Source organism: Amycolatopsis sp. NPDC048633, from assembly GCF_040650695.1.
GTDB lineage: Bacteria > Actinomycetota > Actinomycetes > Mycobacteriales > Pseudonocardiaceae > Amycolatopsis.
Genome location: NZ_JBEZHS010000001.1, coordinates 797,864 through 823,613 on the forward strand (window position 1 = coordinate 797,864; position 25,750 = coordinate 823,613).

Consider the following 25,750-nt stretch of genomic DNA (forward strand, 5'->3'; position numbering starts at 1 on the left):
TAAACCCGCAGGTCAGCGCGTTTCGTCGGCCAGTGCCTTCAGCAGGTGCTCGGCCGGGACGACGGCCGTGATCAGGTCGTGCGGGTTGATCGCGACCGGGTGACCGCCGAGCAGGCCGACGATGTCGCGGCCGACCACGGCGCGGGCGTGCGGCCACTCGCGCGGCACCAGGGCCTTGCGCGTGTACGCCGGCACCATGACCCGGCCGTCGGTGTTGTGGAAGCCGATGACCGTGCGCTGCACCGGCGACATCGCGTAGACGAACAGCGTCGAGTCGAGGACGACCTTCGGCAGGTCCGACGGCGGCCGGTGCTCGGTGCGGACGAGCTGCAGCAGCTGCTCGAGGTCGTTCGACGGCTCCGGGAAGCCGAGCGCCTTGGGCGAGGGCCGGTAGCGGTCGTTCGGGTGGAAGTCGGCGACGACGTCGCCCGCGCCGTTCACCGGGTAGGCGCCGACGACCGCCCACGACGGCACCGGACCGTTCGGGTCGAAGGCCTCGTCGATGACGTAGAGCCAGCTGTCGGGGTTGGCGCGGGCGTTCGCGCGCATCTCCGTGGTGATCTCGGGCGTGCCGTGCTTGCCGGAGCGCCGGGCCTGCTGGCCGCCGCGCCGCGCGGCGCGGTTGTGCTTGCTGTGCTTGCCGGGGCGATCGGCCCCGCTTCCGGTGGGCTGCTGCGAAACCATCCGATCTGCCTCGTCCCGCTGCGCCATCGTCAATCCCCACGTTCTCGGGTGTGCCTGAAAACTCTTGGTGCGCCACTCTACTGTTTGCCCATGGCCTCTTCGCGTTCGGTCGACCCCGGACAGTTACGTGCGGCGGTGCTGGCGATTTCCCCGTGGCTGCAAGGCGACGCGTCCGATCCGGCGCGGCCGGAGCTGGCCGCCGCGGTCCGGCTCAGCCTGCGCGCGCTCGCGGCCGACGCGCCGGGCCGCACGGTCGAGGTCCGCGTGCCGCCGTTCGCGGCGGTGCAGTGCGTGGACGGCCCGCGGCACACCCGCGGCACTCCGCCGAACGTGATCGAGACGGACCCGCGGACGTGGCTCGAACTGGCTACCGGCCGGCTGGACTGGACCACGGCCGTGGCGGACGGCCGGGTGTCCGCATCGGGCACCCGGGCCGACCTTTCCCACTGGCTCCCCCTGATCCGGATCTGACGGACGCGGGGGCGAGGGCGAGGGCTACGGCTTGCGGCCGACCCCGCCGGAGATGGTCCGCTGCGCGACGTTGAGCTCCTTGAGCCGCGGGCCGTCCGGCCACCAGTCGGCGCACAGCGTCACACCGGGATCGACCAGTTCGAGGCCGGCGAACAGCGCCTCGATCTCCTTCCGCGTCCGGAACGTGCCGGAGCCCATCGGGCTGTGCACGAAGAAGTCCTCCATGCGGCGCGCGGTCGCGGAGTCCTCGTTCTCGGGGTCGGAGAAGTGGCTGAGCCCGACGAAGGAGCCGGACGGCAGCGCGTCGACGTACTCCTTCATGATCTCGGCCGGCCGGTCGTGGTCGCCCTTGAAGTGGTGCAGCGTGCCCATCTGCAGCAGCACGAGCGGCTGCGTGAAGTCGATGTGCTCGCGGACGACCTCGTTCTGGAGGATCCGCTGCGGCTCGAAGATGTCTTCGGCGACGAAGTGGGTGTGCTCGTTCTCTTCGAGCAGCGCGCGGCCGTGCGCGAGGACCACCGGGTCGTTGTCGACGTAGACGACCTTGGTCTCCGGGTTGATCCGCTGGACGACCTGGTGGGTGTTCTCCGCCGTCGGCAGGCCGGATCCGAGGTCGAGGAACTGGGTGATCCCGGTCTGGCTCGCGAGGAACCGGCAGGCACGAATAAGGAAACCGCGGTTTTCGAACGCCAGGTCCTGTGCCTCCGGCGCGGCCTCCTGCACCTTGTGCAGGACCTCCCGGTCGATCTCGTAGTTGTCCTTACCCAGCAGGAAGGCGTCGTAGACGCGCGCGATGCTCGCTCGGGTCGGGTCGACTCCTACAGGAACTCGTTCGGTCCGGGTCGCGGCGTCGGGCATCTTGAACCTCGCAAGTTCTGTGTCGAAAGTCTCGTACTCTACGTACAGTAGGACTCCACACGCATGCGGTAAACCGGGTCACCTCTTTGCGCAGGACGGCCTAGCGTGTACTTTCGGTAGTCGGGCTAGAACCCCCTGGTGACGTGAGCGCGGAAGGTCCGGTAATGAACGCGGTGAACGCGTCCGCAGGTGAACAGAACATCGGCCCCACGGCGCGCCGGATGATCCTGGGCTCGCAGCTTCGCCGACTCCGCGAAGAGGCCGGCATCACCCGCCAGCAGGCCGGGTACAACATCCGCGGGTCCGAGTCGAAGATCAGCCGCCTGGAACTGGGCCGGGTCGGCTTCAAGGAACGCGACGTCACCGACCTGCTGACGATGTACGGCGTCGAGGAGTCGACGGAACGCCAGACGTTCCTCGACATGGTCAAGCAGTCGAACGAACCGGGCTGGTGGCGGCGCTTCGGCGACACGATGCCCAACTGGTTCACCGACCTCGTCGGCCTCGAAGAAGCCGCGGCCCGGATCCAGATCTGGGAGCCGCTGTACGTCTCGGGGCTGCTGCAGATCGAGGGGTACGCGCGGGCGATCTTCAGCCACGGCCGCCCGGAGATGGCCGACGAGCGCGTCGACCAGCTGGTCGCGCTGCGCATGCGGCGGCAGAAGATGTTCAGCCGGCCGGACGCGCCCCGGGTGTGGATGGTGCTCGACGAGTCCGTCCTGCACCGGCCGATCGGCGGGATGAAGGTGCTCAAGCAGCAGATCGAATACCTGCTGGAGATGAGCGCGATGGCGCACGTGTCGGTGCAGATTCTGCCGTTCTCCCGGAGTGGGCTGTCCGCGGAGCACGCGTTTTCGCTGCTGCGGTTCGGCGAGCCGGAACTGCCGAACATCGCGTACGTCGAGTACCTCACCGGCGCGCACTACATCGAGAAGCGCGAAGAGATCGAAAAGTACAGCCGCGCGCTGGACATGCTGGCGGTCGACTCCGAGACGCCGGAGCGCAGCCGCGCCCTGCTCGCGAAGCGGCGCGCGGAGATCTGAGAACACCCCTGGTGAACCGGTTCGCCGGTGGCCACGTGTGCCCGGTGAGTGGTCACCGACAGTCGCCACGGCCCGCTGGCGGCCCTCAGCTATGCCCCGATGAGCGGTAACTACTCGTAGCTATTAACCCGTTCGAGTTGCTATCTATCACCCGATAGGTGAAGCGTGACCTGGCGATTCTTCACCGTCCGCGAACTTTGCAAGAAATTCTGCACGTGCATTTACCGTTGCAGGCACACGTGCTAGCCTCCGATACGCGGGCAAATGCACATGCAGATGCAGTGCCCCGAAGGTTTTCCGCATCGAGAGGTGGGACCATGGCTGAGCGATTCGAGAACGGCATCCCGGCCGATCGGCTGGTCGGGGCCGAGTGGCGCAAGGCGAGCTACAGCGGTGCTGTGGGCAACTGCGTCGAGGTCGCGCCGCTGACCGGCGGCGAGATCGCGATGCGCAACTCGCGGTTCCCGACCGGTCCGGCGCTCGTCTACACGCGCGCGGAGATGGCTGCCTTCCTGGCCGGTGCGAAGGACGGTGAATTCGACGATGTCCTCGGCTGAGGCCGTCGCTCCCGTCTTCGACATCGAAACCGGACTGCAGGAACTGGTGGCTCGCGGCTACCAGTTCGTCCACCCCGCCGACGAGCGCGGCGAGGTTCTCGCCGTCGTCGGCGTGCGGGTGCACGACGACGTGGTGGACGTGGTCCGGCTCAACGCCGAGGACGACGTCGAGGCGACCCGGATGCCCGGTACCGAAGAGAACATCTTCGAGCCGGAGCGCTGGCTGTGGCGCCGCCGCGGCGAAGGCGCCCAGGTGCTCACGGAGATCCTCTCGCTACCGGATGCTTGCTAGACATGAAGGCTTCAGGCCCTGTCCGAAGTGGTCAGTACCACGTCGGGCGGGGCCTGACTCATGTCCGCACCGTCTACACTGAAATCGGCCTGACCACGTCTTCCTGGGAGCACCTTCGGTGGTTTCCGACCCGCAGCTCGTGTCCGACCAGCCCGAACCGGAACCCCGTGAGGAGTGTGGCGTCTTCGGCGTCTGGGCTCCCGGGGAAGAAGTCGCGAAGCTGACCTACTACGGCCTCTACGCCCTGCAGCACCGGGGCCAGGAGGCCGCCGGCATCTCCGTCTCCGACGGCTCGCAGATCGTGGTCTTCAAGGACCTCGGCCTGGTGAGCCAGGTGTTCGACGAGCAGATCCTGCAGTCGCTGCAGGGGCACATCGCCGTCGGGCACTGCCGGTACTCGACCACCGGCGCGACCATCTGGGAGAACGCCCAGCCGATCTTCCGCACCACCGCGACCGGCAGCGGACTTTCCTTCGCGCACAACGGCAATCTCGTCAACACGGCCGAGCTGCGGGAGCGCACCATCGCCGCCGGGCTCAAGCCGCACGCGGGCCTGACCGGCTCGTCGAGCGACTCCGACCTGATCTGCGGCCTGCTCGCGGCGAACGCCGCCGACAAGGGCATCGAAGCCGCTGCGATGGAGCTGCTGCCCACCCTCAAGGGCGCTTTCTGCCTGGTCTTCGCCGACGAGAACACGCTTTACGCGGCGCGTGACCCGCACGGCGTGCATCCGTTGGTGCTCGGCCGGCTCGAGCGCGGCTGGGTCGTCTCGAGCGAGACGGCAGGCCTCGACATCGTCGGCGCGTCCTTCGTTCGCGAGGTCGAGCCGGGTGAGCTCATCGCGATCGACGCCGAGGGCCTGCGCTCCTCCCGGTTCGCGAGCCCGGACCCCAAGGGCTGCGTCTTCGAGTACGTCTACCTCGCCCGCCCCGACACCACGATCGCCGGCCGTGGCGTGCACGCCACCCGTGTCGAGATCGGCCGCCGGCTCGCACTCGAGCAGCCGGTCGAGGGCGACCTCGTCATGCCGGTGCCGGAGTCGGGCACCCCGGCCGCGATCGGCTACGCGCAGGGTTCCGGCATCCCCTACGGCACCGGCCTGGTGAAGAACGCCTACGTCGGGCGCACGTTCATCCAGCCGTCGCAGACCATCCGCCAGCTGGGCATCCGGCTCAAGCTGAACCCGCTGCGCGACGTCATCCGCGGCAAGCGCCTGGTCGTGGTGGACGACTCGATCGTCCGCGGCAACACCCAGCGCGCGCTCGTCCGGATGCTGCGGGAGGCCGGTGCGCTCGAGGTGCACGTCCGGATCGCGTCGCCGCCGGTGCGCTGGCCGTGCTTCTACGGCATCGACTTCGCGTCGCGGGCCGAGCTGGTCGCGAACGGCGTCGACCTCGACGGCATCCGGCGCTCGATCGGAGCCGACTCCCTGGGCTACATTTCCCTGGACGGCCTGGTGGCGGCCACGGAGCAGCCGAAGTCGCGGCTGTGCACGGCGTGTTTCTCCGGCGAGTACCCGATCGCACTGCCGGAGGACGCGCTGATCGGGAAGCACCTGCTCGAAAGCCTCGACTCGGTCAATGGCGCGGCGACCCCGGTCAGCTCCGCCGGGTACGGTGCCGAAGACGCCGTCCGGCGTCCCTAAAGCAGTCCTTCCAGTAGGGAGTCCTTCCACCGTGAGCGAGTCCACGAGCGCCACGTACGCCGCCGCCGGGGTCAGCATCGACGCCGGTGACCAAGCCGTCGAGCTGCTCAAACCGCACGCCGAGCGGGCCACGCGCCCCGAGGTGATGGGTGGCGTCGGCGGTTTCGCCGGGCTCTTCTCCCTGAAGCTCGACAAGTGGAAGGAGCCGGTGCTCGCGTCGTCGACCGACGGCGTCGGCACCAAGATCGCGGTCGCGCAGGCGCTGGACAAGCACGACACGGTCGGCATCGACCTGGTCGCCATGGTCGTCGACGACCTCGTCGTGACCGGCGCCGAGCCGCTGTTCCTGCAGGACTACATCGCCGTCGGCAAGGTGCACCCGGAGAAGATCGCCGCGCTGGTCGGGGGCATCGCCGAGGGCTGCGTCCAGGCCGGCTGCGCGCTGCTGGGCGGGGAGACCGCCGAGCACCCCGGCCTGATGGGCGAGCACGACTACGACATGTCGGCCACCGGCGTCGGCGTCGTCGAGGCGTCGCAGCTGCTCTCGCCGGAGAAGGTCCGCCCGGGTGACGTCGTGCTCGCGCTCGGCTCGTCCGGCCTGCACTCGAACGGCTACTCGCTGGCCCGGCACGTGCTGCTGGACATCGCGCGGATGCCGCTCGGCGGGCACGTCGAGGAGTTCGGCCGCACCCTCGGCGAGGAGATGCTGGAGCCGACGCGGATCTACGCCAAGGACTGCCTCGCGCTCGCGGCCGAGACCGAGGTCCGGACGTTCGCGCACATCACCGGCGGTGGCCTGGAGGCGAACCTGGCCCGCGTCATGCCGCGCGGCCTGGTCGCCCGGCTCGAGCGCGGCACCTGGACGCCGGCGCCGGTGTTCGCGCTGATCGGCCAGCGCGGCAAGGTCGAGCGGGCCGAGCTGGAGAAGACCTTCAACATGGGCGTCGGCATGGTCGCGATCGTCGGGGCCGAGGACGTCGACCGGGCGCTGGCCATGCTGACCGCGCGGCACGTCCCGGCGTGGATCCTGGGCGACGTTCAGCCGGCCGGTGACGTCGACGGCCCGCGCGCGGTGCTCTCGGGCGACCACCCGCGCTTCTGAAACGTGCTTGCTCGGGGCTGTCACACTTGAGGGTGTGGCAGCCGAAGACGTGGTGATCGGCTCCCGGTTCACGATCCCGGGAGCCGAGTTGAACGAGCGCTTTTCGCGGTCGTCCGGCCCGGGCGGGCAAGGCGTGAACACCACCGACTCGCGCGTCGAGCTGTCCTTCGACGTGGCGGCGTCGCCGTCGATCCCGGAGCACCTGCGTGACCGGGTCCTGGCCGAGCTCGGCCCGAGGCTGGTCGACGGCGTCCTGACGATCGCGGCCAGCGAACACCGCTCGCAGCTGCAGAACCGGGAAGCGGCGCGCGGCCGCCTGGCGAACCTCCTGCGGGACGCCTCGGCGCCACCGCCCGCCAAGCGGCGCCCGACGAAGCCGTCTCGCGGTTCGAAGGAGCGCCGCCTGGCGTCGAAGAAGCGCCGGAGCGACGTGAAACGAGGCCGCTCCGGCCGCTTCGAGGATTAGCTCAGAGAGATGTGCACGCACTCGCCGGCCGGCTGGTAGCCGACGCGGGCGTAGATGCGCTGGATCTCGCCGTCACCGGGGGTCAGGAACGCGCTCTGCGCGCCCTTCGCGAACGCGTCCCTGGTCAGGAACGCCGTGAGCGCCCCGGCCAGACCGCGCCGGCGGTGGCTGTCGAGCACGCCGATGCCGGCGACCTCGGTGGTGCCGTCGACGATTTCGAGGGCGACCCCGCCGCCGACGACCTCGCCGGTGGCCAGGTGTTCGACGAGCGCGGACACGACGCCGGCCGCCTTGCTCTTCTTCGCCTTCTCGAGGTCTTGGCCGGTGACTTCCCCGGCCGGTTCGCCGTACGCCTGGTTCTGCGCCGCGCGCATCCCCCGGTAGTCGTCGTCGGACTCCGGTTCGCGGATGGCGTAACCGCCCGGGGCGGGGCGGTCGGCGAACCTCGCCGGGACGCAGGTCATCAGCGCGACCCGCCGCTCCAGCACGTAACCGGCCCCGACCAGCAGGTTCTCCAGGTCGGGGGCGACGTCGGTGAAGTACTCCAGCCGCGGGAGCAGGCCCCGCTGCCGGAACGCCTCGGTCAGGGCGTCGATCTCGGCCGTCGTCGGCTTCGCGCCGTCGTCCGGGATCGCGTAGTTGAGCATCGGGTGGGCCGTGCCCGGCGAGTAGGTGGCCAGGAAGGGGCCGACCTGCTCGGTGTGCCGGCCGCGGGGGGCCGTCTTGCGGACATACGTCTGGATAGCGGACATCGCTGGGTTGAGCCTTTCGAGAGCATGCCAAGGGACCGCAGCCCCAGAACGGGCTTGCGGGCGGATCGCTGGGCGTCGGCCTAGCGGGAGCCGACGCCGGAGGCGGCGCCAGGCATAGGCGGTCATTCCTTGACTCGAAGGGGCTCTTCCGGGCCATCGTGACATGGCCCGCAACCGGATTTACTGACGTTCCCGGTGCGCGATGGCCGCGTACCGCGTGTCCCAGACCGATCGGGGAACGCGCATCCTGAGCGTCGGGGCCTCGCAGATCGTCCGGCGTTGCGCCGGGATGGCCACGGGCACCGGCGGCGGCAGGTCGAGCGCGCGCCAGCCGCGGCGGCTCAGCGCCGCGCCGAGCGTGGCGCCCGCCGTGTTCAGCAGGACGTCGTCGGTCGAGGTCACCCGGCCGGTGTGGATCAGATATTGCGTACCTTCCACCAGCACGGACGCGACCAGCGCGGCCAGCGCGATCCGCAGCAGGGTGCGCAGGCGGCGCATCCGCAAGGGCAGCAACGCCCCGAGGGGGCACAGCAGCAGGACGTTGCCGATCACCTGCCAGAGTGACCCGTCGTCGCCGAACGCCGCGGTGATGTCGGCGCCGGGAACGAGGTCGAGCGTGCTCACGCCGGAACTGCCGACGGGCATCGTGACCAGGCACAACACCAGAAAAGCGACGAGGAAGGCCGCGCTGTCTACGCCGGCTGTCGCGGTCGCGTAGCGGGCGGGAAGTCTTCGCCGCCGGCGGGCGGCGAGCAGTGGCCAGCCGAGCAGCGCGTACGGCAGCGCGATGGCCGAAACCGGAATCATCCCCCAGAAGGCGCGCAGCAGGGCTTCCATGCGCCTCCCTTCTCGAACCCCTCAAGAAACTTCGATGCGCGTTGGCCCTCCCAAGATCACCTTCGCATCACGAGATCGACTCGGCAGTCCGAGCGGACCGCACTATTCGGTGATCTTTCCGGTGGCGCGGCGGGGGTTCCCGTGGTTCGGTCGGGAGGCGAACCGTCCACAGTGGAGGCTGTGGACAACCCTGTGGATGAATTCGGGGAGTTTGTGAGGAAGCCTTACTTCACAACGTAAACCCGCGATGTGGGCCTGTGTACTACTCGGCCAGCTTCCGGGCCTGCTCGAGGAGGATCTGCAGGTGCAGACCACGGCGGACGTCGCAGGGGTGCGTCGTGGTGCCGCTGGCGATCATCGCCGCGAAGTCGTCCAGCAGCGCGGTGTAGGACTCCTGCGCCGAGCCCGGTTTGCGCCCGAGTGTCCGATATCCGTGCTGTCCCCAGACGGCGACCTCGACGACGGTCGGCTGCACCGGCAGCCGCAGCGACAGCGTCGCGGTGCTGACCACGCCGTCTTCGTGCGCCAGCATCAGGTGCCAGAGGTCGCCGGGGCTCTGCCGGGCGGCCACCACCTCGGTGATCGGGCCGAGCGCGGCGTCCAGCATGTCGAGCGCGTGCGGACCGACGTCGAACAGCGCGCCGCCGTCCTCCTGGCGCCACTCCGACGCGGCGTACTGGCTGCCGAGCAGGGCGCCGGACAGCCAGCGCGCGCCGCCCCCGGCCCAGCCGCCCGCCTGGGCGAGGCCGGCGAGCCACTCCTGGGTCTGCGCCGAGTACCGCAGGGTCAGCACGACGAGCGCGGCGACGTCGGCGGCCGCGACGGCGTCGGCCAGCCGCCGCGCGCCGGCGAGGTCGGCGGCGATCGGCTTCTCCAGGATCAGGTGCTTCCCGGCTTCGGCCGCGCGCACGCCCAGCTCGGCCTGGATCGACGGCGGAACCGCCAGCGCGACCGCGTCCACCTGCTCGAACAGCTCCTCGACGCTGCTCGCGGTGGCCGCGCAGTGCGTGTCCGCAAGCGTTTGCGCGGCCTCGGGGCGCCGGGCCCAGACCGCGGTGAGCGCCGTGCCGGGGTGATCCGCCAGGCCGGGCGCGTGGATGGTCGCCGCCCACGGGCCGGCGCCGATCAGGCCGACGCGCAGCTGTCCGTCCGCGATGAGCTGTCCCACGGATCGCAGTCTAGGTGTGTCGCTCGTCGCGCCGGAACCGCACCTTCGGCGGGTGCCGTCCTGGATAAAGTGCCTGCATGATCGCCTCGCGCTTCGCCCGGTTCTCCGCTGCCTGCGGCTTCTTGCTGGCCGCCTGCCTCGCCGGGGCCGCGCCCGCTTCGGCGACGGGGACCGCGGGCTCGTGCGCCGAGGGTGGCGGGGTCACGGTGGTCGTCGACTTCGGTGACCTGGGCCCGCAGCCGCTCGTCCGCTGCGCCCCCGGCGCGCCCGCGAACGGCATCGCGGCGCTGCAGGAGGCCGGGATCGACATCACCGGTTCGCAGAAGTACGGCCTCGCCGTGGCCTGCCGGATCGACGGCAAGCCGGGCCCGGACGTCGAGTCGTGCGCCGGAATGCCCTCGGCCACGGCGTACTGGGGCTACTGGCACGCGTCGGCGGGCGGCGCCTGGGAGTCGAGCCAGGAGGGCGCGCAGACTTCGAAGCCGGTGCCCGGTGGCTTCGAGGGCTGGGCCTTCGCGCGGCCGAAGACGGCGAACGACATGCCGACGCCGCCGCGCGTGCCGCCGGTGCGTCAGGCCGCGACGGCCGCTCCGGACGTTGCGAAGGCCGGTGACGTCGAGTTTCCGTGGGGCTTCGTGATCGGCGGCGTCGTGATCCTGCTGCTGGCCGGCGCGGGTGTGTTCGTCGCGTCGCGGCGCCGGCGTCAGCGTGGGCAGTAGGGCGCTGCACCCCGGCGCCTGGTGGGTCTGGGCGCTCGCGCTGGCCGTCGCCGCCAGCCGGACGACGAACCCGCTGCTGCTCGGCCTGATCATCGCCGTCGCGGGGTTCGTGGTCGCGAACCGGCGGAGTGACGCGCCCTGGGCGCTGGCGTTCCGGCTGTACGCGTACGTCGGCGCGTTGATCGTCGCTTCGCGCGTGCTGTTCCGAATCCTGGTCGGCGGCGAGGACGGCGGGCACGTGCTCCTCGCGCTGCCGCGGATCCCGCTGACCGCCGGGCTGTCCCTGCTCGGTCCGACGTCGGCGGAGGCGCTGCTCGGCGGGTTCTACGACGGCCTGCGGCTGGCGACGATGGTCGTCTGCGTCGGCGCGGCGAACGCCCTGGCCAACCCGAAACGCCTGCTCAAGGCCGTCCCCGGCGCGCTGTACGAGGTGGGCACGGCGGTCACGGTGGCCCTGACGGTGGCGCCGCAGCTCGTCGAGAGCGTGCAGCGCGTGCGCCGGGCCCGGCGGCTGCGGGCGGGGCGCACTCGCGGGCTGCGGGCGGTGAAGGGCATCGTGGTGCCGGTGCTGGCGGACGCGATGGACCGGTCGCTGCGGCTCGCGGCCGCGATGGACTCCCGGGGCTACGGGCGCCGGGCGTACCTGAGCCCCGGCGTGCGGGCGGTGATCGCCGCTTGTGTTCTGTTCGGGCTGGTCGGCGTGTGCGTCGGCGTCTACGGCGTGCTCGACGGGACGTCGTCGTGGCTCGGCGTGCCCCTGCTGGCCGCGGGGCTGGTGGTGGCGGTGGTGGGGTTCGTCGTCGGCGGGCGGCGCGTGCGGCGGACGGCGTACCGGCCGGACCCGTGGCGGTGGCCGGAGACGCTGGTCGTGCTGGCCGGGATCGGGTCGTGCGTTTCGCTCTTCCTCTCCGCTCAGGTCGATCCGGCGAACCTGTACCCGTCGCTGAGCCCGTTGCGGTGGCCTGAGGTCTCCTTGGTCCACGTGGTGTCCCTGCTCATCGCGGTGGTGCCGGCGTTCGCCGCGCCCCGCCCGCCCTCGTCGGAGGTCGTCCGGTGATCGAGTTCTCGCGGGTCACGGTGACCTACCCGGACGCCTCGCGGCCGGTGCTTTCGGACGTCTCGCTGCTGGTCGAGGAGGGCGAGCTGTGCCTGGTCGCGGGGCCGACCGGGGCCGGCAAGTCGACGTTCCTCGGCGCGATCAACGGGCTCGTCCCGCACTTCACCGGCGGGCGGCTGGCCGGGCGGGTGCTCGTGGGCGGGCTGGACACCGCGTCTCATCCGCCGCGTGAGCTGGCCGCGGTGGTCGGGGTCGTGGGGCAGGACCCGCTTTCGGGGTTCGTGACGGATACCGTCGAGGAGGAGCTGGCGTACGCGATGGAGCAGCTCGCGGTGGCGCCGGACGTCATGCGCAAGCGCGTCGAGGAAACCCTTGACCTGCTGGGGATCGCGGAGCTGCGCAACCGTCCACTTCGGACTCTGTCGGGCGGGCAGCAGCAGCGCGTCGCGATCGGCTCGGTGCTGACGGCCCACCCTTCGGTCGTCGTGCTCGACGAACCGACGTCGGCACTGGACCCGACGGCGGCCGAGGACGTGCTGGCGGCGATCACCCGGCTGGTGCACGACCTCGGGACGACGGTGGTCGTCGCGGAGCACCGGATGGAGCGGGTGGCGCAGTACGCGGACCGGGTGCTGTACCTGCCGGGCGACGGTTCGGTGCGGTCCGGCCCGCCTTCGGAGATCTTGGCGACGTCGTCGATCGCGCCGCCGATCGCCGAGCTGGGGCGGCTGGCGGGGTGGTCGCCGCTGCCGTTGTCGGTGCGGGACGCGCGGCGGGTCGCGGGGCCGCTGCGAGCACGCCTCTCGTTGGTTGATCAGAAATTGTCGGTGGTGGGTTCTACTCTCTCGGTGACCGGTCGAGCACTGGATGTGAGAGGGGTGGTGGTCAGCTACGGCGATGTCCTGGCGGTGCGCGGGGTGGACCTGCGTGTCGGGCAGGGGGAAGTGGTCGCGCTGATGGGACGCAACGGCTCCGGCAAGTCGTCGCTTCTCTGGGCGGTGCAGGGCAGCGGACCGAGGTCGGCGGGGAAGGTCGACGTCGGTGGCGCGGATCCCGCGTCGCTCAAGCCACGAGTGGCCCGTCAGCGCGTCGGGCTGGTCCCGCAGACCCCGGCCGACCTGCTGTACCTCGATTCGGTCGACGCCGAGTGCGCACAGGCCGACACCGAATCGGAGGTCGCGGCGGGAACGGCCCGGGCCCTGCTGGACCGGCTGGCCCCCGGGATCGCCGGTGAAGCGCACCCCGGTGATCTCTCGGAAGGGCAGCGACTGGCGCTGGTGCTGGCGGTCCAGCTGGCATCGGCCCCGCCGGTCGTGCTGCTCGACGAGCCCACCCGCGGCCTGGACTACCACGCGAAAAGGCGCTTCGCGGCGACCCTGCGAGAGCTGGCCTCGCAGGGCCACGCGGTGCTGCTGGCCACCCACGACGTCGAGTTCGTGGCCACGGTGGCGCATCGCGTGGTGGTCATGGCCGAGGGAGAGGTGGTCGCGGACGGCCCGACGAAGGAGGTGATCGTCGCGTCGCCGGCGTTCGCGCCGCAGGTGGCGAAGATCCTGGCGCCGGAGCGGTGGCTGACGGTGGACGAGGTAGCGGAAGCGCTGGCATGAGGAGCTTGCTCGATCGGCGGCCGTGCCCGGAAGCATCCGGGGCGCTCAACTGCGGCGTCGAAGCTGCGGAGGGCTCGGCATGACCGACTTCCTCGGCCCGGCCCGCGCCGTCCGCGTCACCCTTCAGCCGGCGCTGGTCCTCGGCACCGCGAGCGTCCTCGGCCTCGCCATGTTCTGCTGGCCCCTCTTCGCGCACCCCGACCCGAGCGCGGCCGCGCACAGCATGGATGCCCCGTTCGTCTTCATGGCGACCCTGCCCGTGCTGATCCTCGTCGTCCTCGCCGAACTCTCCCGCGGGGGCATCGATGCCAAAGCGCTCGCCCTTCTCGGCGTGCTCTCGGCGGTCAATGCCGGGCTGCGGCCGCTCGGGGGCGGGACCGGGGGCATCGAGCTGGTGTTCTTCCTGCTCGTGCTCGCCGGGCGGGTGTTCGGGCCCGGGTTCGGGTTCGTGCTCGGTTCGACTTCGCTCTTCACGAGCGCGCTGCTCACCGCCGGGGTCGGGCCGTGGCTGCCGTTCCAGATGCTCGCGTCGTCACTCATCGGGCTCGGCGCCGGGCTGCTGCCGCGGAAAGCGCGCGGGAAAGCCGAAATCGCCCTGCTCGTGGCGTACGGCGTCTTCGCGGCCTACTTCTTCGGGCTCCTCATGAGCCTCTGGTCGTGGCCGTTCCTCGCCGGCACCACCGGCGACCTCGGGTTCATCGCCGGCGCGCCGCTGCTGGACAACCTTCACCGGTTCGCGGTGTTCACCGTCCTGACGTCGACCCTCGGCTGGGACACCGGCCGCGCGATCACCAACGCCGTCGCGATCGTGCTGCTGGGGCCGGCCGTCCTGGCCGTGCTGCGGCGCGCCGCGAGGCGGGCGGCCTTCGACGCGCCCGTGACCTTCGATCAGCCGTAGGAGTAGAAGCCCCGGCCGGTCTTCTTGCCCAGCAGGCCCGCGTCCACCATGCGCAGCAGCAGCGGCGGCGACGAGTACAGCGGCTCCTTGAACTCCGCGTACATCGAGTCCGCGATGGCTTTGATCGTGTCCAGCCCGATCAGGTCGGACAGGCGCAGCGGGCCCATCGGGTGGGCGGTGCCCAGCTCCATGCCGCGGTCGATGTCCTCCGCCGACGCGAAGCCCGACTCGATCATGCGGATCGCCGAGAGCAGGTACGGCACCAGCAGCGAGTTCACGATGAACCCGGCGCGGTCCTGCGACCGGATGACGGTCTTGCCCAGCGCCGTCGTCGCGTGCTCCTCCGCGCGGCGGGCCGTCTCCTCGCTGGTCAGCAGCGAGGGCACCAGCTCGACCAGCGGCAGCACCGGCACCGGGTTGAAGAAGTGGATGCCGACCACCTGCTGCGGCCGGCTCGTCGCCATGCCCAGCTTCATGATCGGGATCGACGACGTGTTGGACGCGAACAGCGCGTCCTCCGCCTCGACGATCTTGTCCAGCTGACGGAAGACGTCGACCTTCGCCTGCTCCTGCTCGAGGATCGCCTCGATGACCAGTTCGCGGTCGGCGAACTCGGCGATGTCCGTCGTGAAGCGGAGGCGGCTCCGCGCCGCGTCGGCGTCTTCGGGAGAGAGCTTGCCGTTCTTGACGCCGCGCTGGAGCGACTTCTCGATCCGGGCCTGGCCCGCGTCGAGCGCCGGCTGGTTCACCTCGGTGACCACGACGTCCAATCCGGACCGCGCGTGCACCTCGGCGATGCCGGAACCCATCAGTCCCGCCCCGACGACTCCAACCCGACTTACCACCGGTTCACTCCTTCATCCGCTTGGCACCCGCAGGTTTTTGGGCAGCACGCAGCGCACGAGGGCGGTCGCCGAGTTGTGCCCGGCTACGCCCTCGCGCGGTTACGCGTGCTCAACGACGGTACTCGTCGTACCCGTCGTCGTACGGATCTTGATCATTGCTATCGGGCTCCTCATAGTGACCACTAGAGGAACCAGTCGACAGCTCGCGCTGCAAAGCATCGAAGTCGGTCTCGTGCGAGCTGTACTTGAGCTCGCGCGCCACCTTCGTCTGCTTGGCCTTAGCCCGGCCGCGCCCCATGGCTCGACCCCCTCGCACAGGGGCGGGGCGGCCGGGGGAATCGGCGGCCCCGCATCGTCTCGACAATTCTTTCCTGCTCACACCGTACCGTGTCCGGGGGGTTCGATGCGACGTGGCACGGTGTGCCGGTGGTGACAGTGTCCGCCGGACGCCGGTTACCGGCCGGTCGGTGACGATCCGCGCAGGTAGGCGTGCCACGATCTACTCGTGCTCCGTCCCTTCGTGGCCTACTTGCGGGTGTACGAACCGCTGCTCGCCCTCGGCGATCCGCCGGGCGAACGGCTGCGTGCGGCCGTCGCGGCGGCCAAGCTGCAGAGGACGGACGCGGGGGCGCGCGAGCAGGCCATGTGGCTCAAGTCACAGGTCGCCGCGCCGCGGCGGCTGCTGCCCGCCGAGCTCGCCGACGGGCGTCCCGCGCCGAGCCTGCTGACCGATGTCCTGGTGCTCTCCACCGAGGACGTGCCGGACGGCAAGGGCGAGCACGGGCCGTTCGTCTGCCCGCTGGAGCTGCGGGCCCGCTCGGCCGCCGCGCTGGTCACCTTCCTCGGCGACGCGCACCCGGCGCTGAAGAACGTCGTCCTCGACGAGGGCGGCTTCACCCAGGAGACGATCCGCGCGCGGACGAAGTCGGCGATGGTGGACCTGAGCACGTCGGCGGCGCACACGCTGTCGACGACCTGGACCGTCCCGCTGCCGTGGTTCGTGCTGATCGACCCGAACGAGCGACGGCTGGTGCTCGGCAGCGGCCGCGACGACCCGAAGCGAGAGGTCTCCTGGCGCACGACTCTCGCCGACGCGCAGCACCGCGCGCGCGAGGCCGGTGAGCTGCTGGAGCAGACGTTCGGCGACTCCGGACCGGGGCGCGTGCTGTACGAGACGCGGCGGTGGCTGGACAACTTCCACGCGGACTCGGTGGTCGAGCTCGACTACGGCGGGCTGGTGCAGCTGTTCGCGGACCCGATCCTGGAGTCCGACAACACGGCCGAAGAGGTGCACGACATCCTGGACGCGCTGCGCTCGGGCAACGTCGAGGAGCTGGCCGAGCTGTTCTCCGACCTGCGCGAGTTCTGGGGCGACCTGGCGTCCCGCGAACGCTCGAACTGACGCCGCCGACCGGCTTCGCCGCTCGACGGCTGGGCTGCGCCGAGCAGTCGAGCCGCGCCGACCTGGGGGTTCAGCCCCGCAGCTCCGGGACCCGCACTTCGCCCACCGGGCGGCCGCCTCCGAGAACCGAGCCGCGAGCCAGACCCTCGAGGCCCGAAACGTCCGCACCCAGGTATCGCAACGCCTCGACCGCCAGCGGTGCGCACGCTCGCTTGTTGCCGTCGTCGATCTTCATTGCCACCGCGAAACCGTCCGGGAGGGCGAACGCGTGGACGCCCTCCGCTCCACCCTTCGCGATGAGACCGTCCACGGCGGACATCAGCTCCGTGTCCTCGCGGCCGGTGCCCGCGACCAGCCACGGGTGCGTCCGCATCGCCGAGCGGACCGCCTCTGACGGTCCGGATGGGGCGAGCGCCACGCGGCCGAACGCGCGGGCCAGCGCCGTCAGCGAAAACGCGAACAGGGGCGCGCCGCAGCCGTCGACTCCCGTGTGGGCGATCGGCTCGCCCGTCAGGTCCTCGACAGTCGACGCGATCGCCTGCTGCAGCGGGTGGTCCGGGGACTCGTACCCGGACGTCGGCCAGCCGGCGCGGACGCACGTCGTCAGCATCGCCGTGTGCTTGCCCGAACAGTTCATCATCACGCGCCGCGGCTCGGCGGCGTCGCGCATGCTCGGCACGTGCAGCGGGAAGTCGGGCGGGCACGCGAGGTCGTTCTCGTGCAGCCCGGCCGCCGCAAGCAGCTCGAGGACCCGCTTGACGTGCCCCGGCTCGCCGGAGTGCGACGCGCACGCCAGCGCCAAATCCTCGCCGGTGAAGTCCAGGCCCGCCCGCAGCATCCCGACGGCCTGCAGCGGCTTGTTCGACGAGCGCGGGAAGACCGGGGAGACCACGTCGCCGAGGGCAAGGCGCGCCTCGCCTTCGGGGCCGGTGACCACGAGCGCGCCGCGGTGGACGCTTTCGACGAACCCGGAACGGACGACCTCGGCGAGGACGGGGTTCGTCACTCGCCGCGCCCGCCTTCGTTCTCCAGCAGCTCGTCCACAGTGGCCGAACCCTGCTGGTAGCGCTTCGCGATCTCCGCGTTGAACGTGTCCATCACGCCCTGGACCTCGCGCCGGAAGGACGACACCGACAGCTCTTCGCTGGCGTAGGTGTCCAAAGCGGAGGCGAGCTTTTCGTCCGTCAGGGACTCGACGTCGGTGAGGTCGGTGTCGCCGATCAGGGCTTCGGCGTGCCGGCGGTGCTCGCCGGCGCGCGACGGCTCGAGCTGCTGGTGGCGTCCCGAACCCGCGGCCGGGCCCAGCGCGTTGTCCGCCAGGATCGTGGCCAGCTGGTCGACGATGCTCGACTCGCCACCGGAGCTGCGCCGCGCCTGCTCCGCGCGCACGATGTCGATCCGGGCGTGCAGGAGACGGCGCAGGTAGGACAGGTCCGTCTCTTCCTGCGCGGCTTCGTCGCGCCGCTCGCGCAGCACCTTCAGCGGCAGATCACCCAGGCCGCTGAGGTACCCCGGGCCGAGCACGCGGTCGATTCGCCGCCTGCCGCCGGGCCGCACTTCGATCACAGCGCAGTTTATCCCGGTTGAGCGTGATCTCGCCGTCAGGGGCTTTTGTTCAGCCACGAAGTTGCGCCGCCGCCGCGCGGCCCGGCGCGGGCTTCTCCGACGGGACGGAGTCGGGGTCGATCGCGGCTTGGACGAGGTCGGCGGGGGCGTCGCCGGAGCCGGTCAGCAGCTCCGCGTCCACCGGCGTCGAGCGCTTGACCAGCGCCAACGCGATCGGGCCGAGCTCGTGGTGCTGGATCACCGTGCCGACGCGGCCGACCGTCCGGCCGTCGAGCAGCACCGGATCGCCGGGCTCCGGCCGGATTTCGGGCGAACCGTCGAGGTGCAGCAGGAGCAGGTTCCGCGGCGGACGGCCCACGTTGTGGACTTTCGACACCGTCTCCTGGCCGCGGTAGCAGCCCTTCGCGACGTGCGCGGCCGAGCCGACCCAGTTCACCTCGTGCGGGATCGTGCGCTCGTCGGTGTCGACGCCCAGCCGCGGCCGCAGCGACTCGACGCGCAGTGCGTCGAACACCCAGCTGCCGGCCGCGCGGGCACCCGCGTCGGTGAGCCGCTTCCACCAGGTGCCGAGTTCGGAGCGCGGCACCGCCAAGTCGACGCTGGAGCGGCCCGGCCACGGCATGCGCCGGGCGAAGCCGCCCCCGGGCAGCGCCGCGACCGCGTACGGCTCCGGGCCGACTTCGACGCCGGCCGCGCTCAGCACGCGCTCGGAGTCCGGGCCGAGCACGCTGAGCAGCGCGAACTCTCCGGTCGCGTCGCGGATGTCCACCTTGGACCAGAACTTCATGGCTTCGAGGTACTCGATCAGCGTCTGGGGCCCGCCCTTGGGCAGCGCGCTGGTGACGCTCGTGCCCGGGTCGGTGTCGAGGTAGACGGTGCCGTCGAGGTGCGCCACCACCATGTGCGTCTCGACGCGGCCCTGGCTGTCGAGCACCAGCGCCTCGGTGCCGGTTCCCTCGGCGAGCTCGGTCACGTGCTGCGAGATCACCAGGTGCAGCCACGACAGCCGTTCGTCCCCGGTGACGGCGATGAACTCGCGGTGCGACCGGTCGATCACGACCACCCCGCGCGACGCCGTGCGCTGCTCCGCGAACGGGTCTCCCCAGTGCCAGGGGACGCCGCCTTCGGGGTGGTCGTCAGGCGGCGGAATGGATCCGGGCACGTCCAGCAGCGGCGAGCGGTACGGCATACCGCCCAGCCTAGGTGAGTACCGTGGCGGCATGCGCGTGCTCGTCTTCCTCGACGGAACCCCGGCCGACCCCGGCACCGCCCAGATCAAGGTCGACGACCTCGGTCTGCAGCGCGGCGACGGCGTCTTCGAGACGATCCTGGTCGTCGACGGCAAGCCTCGCGAACTGCGGCCACACCTCGAGCGGCTCGCCCGTTCGGCCGCCATGCTCGACCTCCCCGAGCCCGACCTGAGTGCCTGGGAACGCGTTGTCGCGGCGGTCCTCGAACGGTGGTCCGGCAGCGCCGAAATGGCGCTGAAACTGGTCTACACCAGGGGTTCCGACGGCGACCCCGACGCCGTGCCGACCGGGTTCGCGCTCGGTTCGGAGGTCGCGCCGTCGATCTTGCGGGCCCGCGCCGAAGGCGTCGCCGCGGTCACCCTCGACCGCGGTTTCCCGCCGGACCTCGCCGAGCGCGCGCCCTGGCTGCTGCTCGGCGCGAAGCCGTTGTCGTACGCGATGAACATGGCCGCGGTGCGCGAGGCCCGCCGCCGCGGCGCCGAAGATGTGATTTTCACCGCCGCCGACGGTTCGGTGTTCGAAGGGCCGACGTCGACCGTGGTGCTGGCGAAGGGCCGGACGCTCTACACGCCGCCGTCGAGCATCGGCATCCTCCCGGGCACCACGCAGGCCGCGCTGTTCCGCGGCGCCGAAAAGGCCGGCTGGTCGGTCAAGGTGGAGCCGCTGACCGTGCGCGACCTCGTCGAGGGCGACGGCGTTTTCATGGCTTCGAGCGTGCGCAGGCTGACCCGGGTGCACACGCTGGACGGCGAGCGGCTGGCCGACGCGTCGGCGGTGTACGGCGAGCTCGTGGCGGCCTACGAGGCCGAGTACGCCTGACCCAGGCTGATCCGGACGACGGCCGGGGCGATCTCTTCGGCGCGGTAGGCGGCGATCTTGTGGTGGCCGTCGATGATCAGCTCGCGGTCGACGTCGGCCAGCAGGACCGCGACCGGGCGGTGGCCGGTGCGGATGGCGGTCCGGTAGTAGCCGACGCGGGCTTCGTCGGATGGCGGCCAGACGTCGGTGGGGGTGAGCAGCTGGTCGTCGGGCAGCCGTTCCGGGCCGCTCACGCGGTAGTCGCCGTCGACGAGCAGGTCGAGGACCGGGCCGAGCGTGGTGGCGAGCGGGCGGCGCAGCTGACCGGTGGCCAGCGCGATCCGCAACGACTGCGGCAGCTCGGCCCGCACCCGCGTGTTCACGTCGAGGAAACCCGTGCCACCGCTGATCGTCACCTTCTCCACGCCTATGAGGACGGGCGGCGGCGCGACATGGTTCCAGGCCTCACGCGGACGGGTGCACGGCGTGACCTGGGTCTCACTCGCGTGGCGGTACAGGACTTTCAGGACATCCGGAACCGCACCCGGGTGCCCGGCCGGGCCTGCGCCAGCGCGCTCAACGCGCCGGCCCGGACGACGGCCGCGACGGGGTAGCCGCCGGTCGTCGGGTGGTCGGCGAGGAACACCACCGGCAGCCCGCTCGGCGGCACCTGGATCGCCCCGGTGACCACGCCTTCGCTGGGCAGCTCGCCCTCGGTGACCCGGCGAAACGGCGTCCCGTCGAGCCGCAGGCCGACGCGGTTCGATTCGGCCGTGACCGTCCACCAGGCCGACAGCCCGCCGGCCGGCTCGTCGAGCCAGTCGTCGCGGGGGCCGAGCGTCACCGGGACCACGAGTTCGTCCGGTGCCGGGACGGGGACGACGACGTCCGCGCCCGCCGGGATCCCGGGCTCGCCGAGCGGCAGCACGTCTCCGGCCTTCAGCGGTGCGGGCCCGATGCCGGACAGGACGTCGCGCGAGCGGCTGCCCAGCACCGGTTCGACCGCGATCCCGCCGGACACCGCCAGGTAGCAGCGCAATCCGGTCGACGGCGTGCCGACCGACAGCGTCTGCCCGGCCCGCACCGGCACGGGAACGTGGGAACCGTAGGAGCGGCCGTCGACCCGGACGTCGACCGCCGGGCCGGTCACCGCCACCGTCGCCGACGCCGTGAACCGCACCGACAGGCCGCCCAGCAGCGCTTCGACGCCGGCGGCGTCCTCGGAGTTGCCCACCAGCCGGTTCGCGAGCCGCAGCGACGAGACGTCCAGCGCGCCCGAAGGAGCCACGCCGAGGTGCGCGTAGCCGGGCCGGCCCAGGTCTTCGACCAGCGCGTACCGCCCGGGGTCGAAGACCTCCAGGGCCCTCATCGGACGCTCCGGAAGCGGACGCGGTCGCCCGGCGCGAAGAGGGCGGGAGGGTCGGCGTGCGGGTCGAACAGCGTCGCCGACGTGTGCCCGAGCAGCCGCCAGCCACCCGGCGATTCGCGCGGGTAGACGCCGGTGAACTCGCCCGCCAATCCCACCGAACCGGCCGGGACGCGGGTGCGCGGGGACTCCAGCCGCGGCTGCTGCAGTTGCGCCGGAAGTCCGGTCAGGTAGCCGAATCCGGGCGCGAAGCCGGTGAACGCCACTGTGTAGACGGCTTCCGTGTGGAGCGCGACGACAGCTTCCGGGGAAACCCCGGCGTCCGAGGCGACCAGGTCGAGGTCTTCGCCGTCGTAGCGGACGTCGAGCGTGACTTCGCGCGGCTCACCGGCGGGCGGGTGCGTCAGGTCGGCGCCGTCGAGCAGGGCCCGCACGGCCGCGACCCCGCCGACGACCAGCAGGCTGCGCGCGCCCGGCACCAGGTCGATGACGCCGTCGGGACGGGACGCGCAGACTGTCGCGTGGGCGGCCCGCATCTGCTCGAGCGAGTCGCAGTCGAGCAGGGCGGCGTCCTCGCCGCACCGCCGCCAGCGCACGGCGTCAGCCGACGACGCGGCGCAGCAGTGCCGAAGTGTGGGGCTGCAGCTCCTGGCCCATCATGGCGCGTTCCTCGACGTAGCCGAGGGATCCTTCGATGAGGCCGTAGAGCCGCTGGGCCGCGGTGACGTCCTTCGCCGTGGACGTGCGGACCACCGCGTCGGTGCCGAGCTCCCAGGACGTCTGGTTGCGCGGCTTGCCGTAGTACAGCTCGACGATGCCGGTGTTGTGCGTGAGCAGCAGCTCGAGCGTGTCGTCCTCCTGCGGCCGCCAGAACCCGGACTCGCGGGCGGCGGGGCGGATGACGTTGCCGTCGTCGTCGAGCAGCCACGCGCGCGCCTCGTGGACGAGGAACGGGCGGCCGTCGTGCGAGATCGTCAGCTGCTGCGCGAACTTGCGCGGGCCTTCGATGGTCGGGTAGTCGACCTCGCCCTCACCGCGCCAGACACCGACGAGCGGCAGCAGCGCGAGGCAGGCGTCGTTGAGGTTCGGCCCCTCGCGCAGGTTCGCGGTGTCGTTGGGGATGGGCAGGTCGTCCCACAGCGGAAGGTTGCGCACGCGGGTGCTCTCCGCGCGCATCTCCGCTGCTGCGATGGCGTCGTCGCCGCTGTCGGCCATCGGTCAGCGCTGGTCCGCGTAAAGCCGGTAGACGACGTACACGGCGAACCACGTGATGGCGACACCCGCCAGCACCAGCAAGGTCGTAAACAGAGCTTCCACGCCCAGCAGAATAGTCCGCCGCCGCTCACCCGGCCCGGCGCAGGGTCACCGCGGTGAGCACGGTCACCGCGAGCAGCACCACGCCGCCCACGCCCATCGCCGCGTGCAGGCCGCTCGGCAGCGTCGAACCGCGGGCCAGCAGGGCACCCAGCGCGGCGACGCCGAGCGCGGTGCCGGTCTGGCGGGCGGCGTTGACCGTCGCCGACGCGATCCCGCTGCGGTTGCCCGGCAGCCCGGCCAGCCCGACGATGTTCGACGGCGTCACCGACAGCCCGACCCCGGCGCCGGCCAGCGCGAACGCGAGCGCCACCAGCCAGTACGGGCTCGCGGCGTCCAGCAGGAGGAACGCGAAGGAGCCGACGGCCGCGACGAAGTAGCTGATCGGCAGCAGCCGTTCCGCGCCGTAGCGCGCCGAGAGCCGTCCGGCGGTGAAAGCCGCGGCGACGTTCGTCAGCACGTACGGCAGCATCTGCACGCCCGCCTCGGTCGCCGTCGCGCCGCGGGCCTGCTGCAGGTAGACGCCGATCAGGAACACCGCCGGATAGGCCGCGAACCCGAGGCTCCACGCGGCGAAGATGGCCACCGAGAACCGCGTCCGGGCGAACAGCCGCACCGGCAGCATCGGGTGCGGCACCCGCAGCTCGACCACGAGGAACGCGGTCAGCGCGGCGAGCCCGAGGGCCCCGGTGACCAGCACGGACGGGCTCAGGCCGAGCCGGCCGGCTTCGATCACGGCGAACGTCAGCAGGCCGATCCACAGCGCGCCGAGGATTTGCCCGGTCAGGTCGAGCGCGCCGTGCGCCGGGTCGCGGGACTCGGCGATCCCGCGGCGGCCCATGACGACGGCGACGAGCCCGATCGGCACGTTGAGCAGGAAGATCGCGGGCCAGCCGAAGGCGTCCGTCAGCGGGCCGCCGATCAGCGGGCCGAGCACCAGCGCGCAGCCCGCGACCGTGCCCCACAAGCCCATCATCCGCGCCCGCTCGGCCGGCTCCGGGAACGCGTGCGCGAGCAGGGCGACCGAGCCCGGGATGACGGCGGAGGCAGCGAAGCCCTGGACGATCCGGGCGGTGACCAGCAGTTCGAGGGTCGGCGCCAGCGCGCAGCCGACCGACGCGACCGTGAACAGCGTCAGCCCGGTCAGGTAGACGAGCTTGCGGCCGTAGCGGTCGCCGAGGGTGCCGCCGGAGAGGATCACGGCGGTGAGGGCCACGGTGTAGCCGTCGATGATCCACTGCAGGCCGCTGAAGCTCGTGCCCAGCGTCCGTTGCATGGTCGGCAGCGCGACGCTCACCACGCTGACATCGAGGAGGGCCATGAAGCTGCCCAGGAAGACGGCGGTGAGCAGGCCCGCGCGGGTCGCGGGAGCGGTTAGGGTCACCTAAACAGCTTGCGACCTCAACCCGGCTTGAGGTCAACTCACCGCATGCTTTCCATCGGTGAAGCGGCCTCGACAGTGGGCGTCGCGGTGTCCGCGTTGCGGTACTGGGACGAGCGCGGGATCGTCTCCCCGGCGTCGCGCCGAGGCGGGAAACGGGTCTACGGCCCGGACGAGCTGCACCGGCTCGCCGCCGTGAAGATGCTGCAGGACACCGGTCTCTGCAGCCTGGACGAGATCGCCGCCGTGCTGCGCGGCCCCGACCACGGCGACTGGCGCGCAGTGGTCCGCGACCGGATCGCGGAGCTGGCCGAGCAGCGGCGGAAGCTCGCGATCGCCGAAACGTTCCTCAACCACTTCCTGCGCTGCCCCCGCGACCACCCCATCGAGACGTGCCCCTCACTACGGGACCACACGGAGCGCGTCCTGGCCGCCGCCGAAAAACCGTGAAGGCCTCCTTCCCGGCTCTTAAAGCCGGTAAGGAGGCCTTCACGGACTTGAAACTCAGGCGACCGAAATGGCCAGCTGGTGCAGGCCCGGTCCCTCCGCGGTGACGGAGGCTTCGCCGTTGCCGGTGCGGTGCAGCGCGCGCACCGTCCAGGCGCCCGGTGCCGCGTAGAAGCGGAAGTCACCGTCGGCCGAGGAGACGACCTCGCCGGTGAAGTCGCCGCCGCCGTCCAGGAGCCGGACGAACGCGCCGCCGACCGGCCCGTCCGTGCCGGTCACCTTGCCGGCCAGGACGACCTGGCCCTTGGTGTCGTAGTCCGCCGGCGTGGCCTCCTGGACCGGTGCGCCGCAGCTGTCGTCAACCGCCATCACTTGGCTCCCAACTCGACCGGCACGCCGACCAGCGAGCCGTATTCCGTCCACGAACCGTCGTAGTTCTTCACGTCCTCGTGGCCGAGCAGCTCGTGCAGCGCGAACCACGCGATGGACGAACGCTCGCCGATCCGGCAGTAGGCGATGGTGCCCTTGCCGGCGTCGATGCCCTGCTCCTTGTAGAGCTCGTCGATCTCGCTCTCGGTCTTGAAGGTGCCGTCCTCGTTGGCGACCTTCGCCCACGGCACGTTCAGCGCGCCCGGGATGTGGCCGGGGACCTGGGACTGCTCCTGCGGCAGGTGCGCCGGGGCGAGCAGCTTGCCGGAGAACTCGTCCGGCGACCGGACGTCGACGAAGTTCTTCGCGCCGATGGACTGGACGACCTCGTCGCGGAACGCGCGCAGGGACAGGTCCTGGTCCTGGGCCTTGTAGCTGGTGGCCTCGCGCTTGACCTCGTCGGAGTTCAGCTCACGGCCGTCGAGCTCCCACTTCTTGCGCCCGCCGTCGAGCAGCTGGACGTTCTGGTGGCCGTACAGCTTGAAGTACCAGTACGCGTAGGCGGCGAACCAGTTGTTGTTGCCGCCGTAGAGGATCACGCGGTCGTCGTTCGAGATGCCCTTCTCCGACAGGAGCTTCTCGAAGCCCTCCTTGGAGACGAAGTCGCGGCGCACCCCGTCCTGCAGGTCCTTGCGCCAGTCGAACTTCACCGCGCCCCGGATGTGGCCTCCGTCGTACGCGGTGGTGTCCTCGTCGACCTCGGCGAACACGACGCCGGGGGTGTCCAGGTTCTCCTCGGCCCACTGGGTGGTGACCAGGACGTCTTCACGGCTCATGGGAAGCGAACTCTCTTTCT

31 protein-coding genes are annotated in these 25,750 nt (G+C 71.3%); 14 read left to right on the top strand and 17 right to left on the bottom strand.

Going from position 1 to position 25,750, the window contains the following annotated elements:
• Positions 1-12: 12 nt before the first annotated feature.
• Complete coding sequence (locus tag AB0C38_RS03970; RefSeq protein WP_360666045.1) at positions 13-717, bottom strand: type VII secretion system-associated protein; 705 nt, start codon at positions 715-717, stop codon at positions 13-15.
• A 57-nt stretch (positions 718-774) separates the two neighbouring features.
• Between AB0C38_RS03970 and AB0C38_RS03975 the strand changes: the two genes are divergently transcribed.
• The gene (locus AB0C38_RS03975) at positions 775-1,155 is read left to right on the top strand and encodes a sterol carrier family protein (RefSeq protein WP_360666048.1); all 381 of its coding nucleotides are present in this window, start codon (positions 775-777) and stop codon (positions 1,153-1,155) included.
• Between the two features lie 24 nt (positions 1,156-1,179).
• On the opposite strand, the gene AB0C38_RS03980 is transcribed toward AB0C38_RS03975, so the two are convergent.
• Positions 1,180-2,013, bottom strand: a complete 834-nt coding sequence (locus tag AB0C38_RS03980; RefSeq protein WP_360666051.1) for an SAM-dependent methyltransferase — start codon at positions 2,011-2,013, stop codon at positions 1,180-1,182.
• Positions 2,014-2,177: 164 nt separating this feature from the next.
• Here AB0C38_RS03980 and AB0C38_RS03985 point away from each other — a divergent pair, with 164 nt between their 5' ends.
• The 6 genes from AB0C38_RS03985 to arfB all read left to right on the top strand — a co-directional run bounded on the left by AB0C38_RS03985 (position 2,178) and on the right by arfB (position 7,118).
• Entirely contained in the window at positions 2,178-3,056 is an 879-nt protein-coding gene (locus AB0C38_RS03985) for a helix-turn-helix transcriptional regulator (protein WP_360666054.1), read from the top strand.
• A 317-nt stretch (positions 3,057-3,373) separates the two neighbouring features.
• Complete coding sequence (locus AB0C38_RS03990) at positions 3,374-3,613, top strand: DUF397 domain-containing protein (protein WP_360666057.1); 240 nt, start codon at positions 3,374-3,376, stop codon at positions 3,611-3,613.
• Positions 3,600-3,905, top strand: a complete 306-nt coding sequence (locus tag AB0C38_RS03995; RefSeq protein WP_360666060.1) for a hypothetical protein — start codon at positions 3,600-3,602, stop codon at positions 3,903-3,905. The genes AB0C38_RS03990 and AB0C38_RS03995 overlap by 14 nt, the downstream gene beginning before the upstream one ends.
• 118 nt (positions 3,906-4,023) lie before the next feature.
• The gene (purF, locus tag AB0C38_RS04000) at positions 4,024-5,550 is read left to right on the top strand and encodes an amidophosphoribosyltransferase (protein WP_360666062.1); all 1,527 of its coding nucleotides are present in this window, start codon (positions 4,024-4,026) and stop codon (positions 5,548-5,550) included.
• 31 nt (positions 5,551-5,581) lie between these two features.
• Positions 5,582-6,652: a phosphoribosylformylglycinamidine cyclo-ligase gene (gene purM, locus AB0C38_RS04005; protein WP_086676524.1), complete on the top strand. Its 1,071-nt coding sequence runs from the start codon at positions 5,582-5,584 to the stop codon at positions 6,650-6,652.
• A 49-nt stretch (positions 6,653-6,701) separates the two neighbouring features.
• Positions 6,702-7,118: an alternative ribosome rescue aminoacyl-tRNA hydrolase ArfB gene (gene arfB / locus AB0C38_RS04010; RefSeq protein WP_360667487.1), complete on the top strand. Its 417-nt coding sequence runs from the start codon at positions 6,702-6,704 to the stop codon at positions 7,116-7,118.
• Here the strand turns inward: arfB and AB0C38_RS04015 are convergent.
• The 3 genes from AB0C38_RS04015 to AB0C38_RS04025 all read right to left on the bottom strand — a co-directional run bounded on the left by AB0C38_RS04015 (position 7,115) and on the right by AB0C38_RS04025 (position 9,875).
• A complete protein-coding gene (locus tag AB0C38_RS04015; RefSeq protein WP_360666065.1) occupies positions 7,115-7,870 on the bottom strand; it encodes a GNAT family N-acetyltransferase in 756 nt (251 codons plus the stop codon). The genes arfB and AB0C38_RS04015 overlap by 4 nt on opposite strands.
• Positions 7,871-8,050: 180 nt before the next feature.
• Positions 8,051-8,707 (bottom strand): VanZ family protein, encoded by a 657-nt coding sequence (locus AB0C38_RS04020; RefSeq protein ID WP_360666068.1) that lies wholly within the window; start codon positions 8,705-8,707, stop codon positions 8,051-8,053.
• Between the two features lie 262 nt (positions 8,708-8,969).
• Complete coding sequence (locus AB0C38_RS04025; RefSeq protein ID WP_360666071.1) at positions 8,970-9,875, bottom strand: Gfo/Idh/MocA family oxidoreductase; 906 nt, start codon at positions 9,873-9,875, stop codon at positions 8,970-8,972.
• Between the two features lie 77 nt (positions 9,876-9,952).
• Between AB0C38_RS04025 and AB0C38_RS04030 the strand changes: the two genes are divergently transcribed.
• The 4 genes from AB0C38_RS04030 to AB0C38_RS04045 all read left to right on the top strand — a co-directional run bounded on the left by AB0C38_RS04030 (position 9,953) and on the right by AB0C38_RS04045 (position 14,156).
• Positions 9,953-10,594, top strand: a complete 642-nt coding sequence (locus AB0C38_RS04030; RefSeq protein WP_360666073.1) for a hypothetical protein — start codon at positions 9,953-9,955, stop codon at positions 10,592-10,594.
• Positions 10,584-11,651 (top strand): CbiQ family ECF transporter T component, encoded by a 1,068-nt coding sequence (locus AB0C38_RS04035; RefSeq protein ID WP_360666076.1) that lies wholly within the window; start codon positions 10,584-10,586, stop codon positions 11,649-11,651. The genes AB0C38_RS04030 and AB0C38_RS04035 overlap by 11 nt, the downstream gene beginning before the upstream one ends.
• Positions 11,648-13,258 carry an ATP-binding cassette domain-containing protein gene (locus AB0C38_RS04040; protein WP_360666078.1) on the top strand — a complete coding sequence of 537 codons (1,611 nt, stop codon included), beginning with the start codon at positions 11,648-11,650 and terminating at the stop codon, positions 13,256-13,258. Before AB0C38_RS04035 ends, AB0C38_RS04040 begins: the two co-directional genes overlap by 4 nt.
• 79 nt (positions 13,259-13,337) lie before the next feature.
• Positions 13,338-14,156, top strand: a complete 819-nt coding sequence (locus AB0C38_RS04045) for an ECF transporter S component (protein ID WP_360666081.1) — start codon at positions 13,338-13,340, stop codon at positions 14,154-14,156.
• Here the strand turns inward: AB0C38_RS04045 and AB0C38_RS04050 are convergent.
• The gene (locus AB0C38_RS04050; RefSeq protein WP_360666083.1) at positions 14,147-15,001 is read right to left on the bottom strand and encodes a 3-hydroxybutyryl-CoA dehydrogenase; all 855 of its coding nucleotides are present in this window, start codon (positions 14,999-15,001) and stop codon (positions 14,147-14,149) included. The two genes, AB0C38_RS04045 and AB0C38_RS04050, sit on opposite strands and share 10 nt — an antisense overlap.
• Before the next feature lie 109 nt (positions 15,002-15,110).
• Positions 15,111-15,299, bottom strand: a complete 189-nt coding sequence (locus AB0C38_RS04055) for a DUF3073 domain-containing protein (protein WP_247059144.1) — start codon at positions 15,297-15,299, stop codon at positions 15,111-15,113.
• A 207-nt stretch (positions 15,300-15,506) separates the two neighbouring features.
• On the opposite strand from AB0C38_RS04055, the gene AB0C38_RS04060 reads away from it, so the two are divergent.
• Positions 15,507-16,403, top strand: coding sequence for a hypothetical protein (locus AB0C38_RS04060; protein WP_360666086.1), 897 nt, complete (start codon positions 15,507-15,509; stop codon positions 16,401-16,403).
• 70 nt (positions 16,404-16,473) lie between these two features.
• Here the strand turns inward: AB0C38_RS04060 and AB0C38_RS04065 are convergent, their stop codons facing one another.
• From AB0C38_RS04065 to AB0C38_RS04075, 3 genes are read right to left on the bottom strand one after another with little or no spacing between them, the layout of a single operon-like run.
• A complete protein-coding gene (locus AB0C38_RS04065) occupies positions 16,474-17,409 on the bottom strand; it encodes an asparaginase (RefSeq protein ID WP_360666089.1) in 936 nt (311 codons plus the stop codon).
• Positions 17,406-17,969, bottom strand: coding sequence for an aerial mycelium formation protein (locus tag AB0C38_RS04070; RefSeq protein WP_360666092.1), 564 nt, complete (start codon positions 17,967-17,969; stop codon positions 17,406-17,408). The genes AB0C38_RS04065 and AB0C38_RS04070 overlap by 4 nt, the downstream gene beginning before the upstream one ends.
• Before the next feature lie 49 nt (positions 17,970-18,018).
• A complete protein-coding gene (locus AB0C38_RS04075; RefSeq protein WP_360666095.1) occupies positions 18,019-19,158 on the bottom strand; it encodes a folate-binding protein in 1,140 nt (379 codons plus the stop codon).
• Positions 19,159-19,189: 31 nt separating this feature from the next.
• On the opposite strand from AB0C38_RS04075, the gene AB0C38_RS04080 reads away from it, so the two are divergent.
• Positions 19,190-20,038 (top strand): aminodeoxychorismate lyase, encoded by an 849-nt coding sequence (locus AB0C38_RS04080; RefSeq protein ID WP_360666098.1) that lies wholly within the window; start codon positions 19,190-19,192, stop codon positions 20,036-20,038.
• On the opposite strand, the gene AB0C38_RS04085 is transcribed toward AB0C38_RS04080, so the two are convergent.
• From AB0C38_RS04085 to AB0C38_RS04105, 5 genes are all read right to left on the bottom strand, one after another.
• Positions 20,017-20,442 carry a hypothetical protein gene (locus tag AB0C38_RS04085; protein WP_360666101.1) on the bottom strand — a complete coding sequence of 142 codons (426 nt, stop codon included), beginning with the start codon at positions 20,440-20,442 and terminating at the stop codon, positions 20,017-20,019. The two genes, AB0C38_RS04080 and AB0C38_RS04085, sit on opposite strands and share 22 nt — an antisense overlap.
• A 98-nt stretch (positions 20,443-20,540) precedes the next feature.
• The gene (locus AB0C38_RS04090; RefSeq protein WP_360666104.1) at positions 20,541-21,386 is read right to left on the bottom strand and encodes a biotin-dependent carboxyltransferase family protein; all 846 of its coding nucleotides are present in this window, start codon (positions 21,384-21,386) and stop codon (positions 20,541-20,543) included.
• Complete coding sequence (gene pxpB / locus AB0C38_RS04095) at positions 21,383-21,979, bottom strand: 5-oxoprolinase subunit PxpB (protein WP_360666106.1); 597 nt, start codon at positions 21,977-21,979, stop codon at positions 21,383-21,385. The genes AB0C38_RS04090 and pxpB overlap by 4 nt, the downstream gene beginning before the upstream one ends.
• A gap of 4 nt (positions 21,980-21,983) precedes the next feature.
• Entirely contained in the window at positions 21,984-22,598 is a 615-nt protein-coding gene (locus AB0C38_RS04100; protein WP_360666109.1) for an FABP family protein, read from the bottom strand.
• Positions 22,599-22,725: 127 nt separating this feature from the next.
• Positions 22,726-24,081: a DHA2 family efflux MFS transporter permease subunit gene (locus tag AB0C38_RS04105; RefSeq protein WP_360666112.1), complete on the bottom strand. Its 1,356-nt coding sequence runs from the start codon at positions 24,079-24,081 to the stop codon at positions 22,726-22,728.
• A 45-nt stretch (positions 24,082-24,126) separates the two neighbouring features.
• Here AB0C38_RS04105 and AB0C38_RS04110 point away from each other — a divergent pair, with 45 nt between their 5' ends.
• On the top strand, positions 24,127-24,528 hold the full coding sequence (locus AB0C38_RS04110) for a MerR family transcriptional regulator (RefSeq protein WP_360666115.1): 402 nt from the start codon (positions 24,127-24,129) through the stop codon (positions 24,526-24,528).
• A 54-nt stretch (positions 24,529-24,582) separates the two neighbouring features.
• Here the strand turns inward: AB0C38_RS04110 and AB0C38_RS04115 are convergent, their stop codons facing one another.
• On the bottom strand, positions 24,583-24,894 hold the full coding sequence (locus AB0C38_RS04115) for a DUF1416 domain-containing protein (protein WP_360666118.1): 312 nt from the start codon (positions 24,892-24,894) through the stop codon (positions 24,583-24,585).
• A complete protein-coding gene (locus AB0C38_RS04120; RefSeq protein ID WP_360666121.1) occupies positions 24,894-25,730 on the bottom strand; it encodes a sulfurtransferase in 837 nt (278 codons plus the stop codon). Before AB0C38_RS04120 ends, AB0C38_RS04115 begins: the two co-directional genes overlap by 1 nt.
• Positions 25,731-25,750: the final 20 nt, after the last annotated feature.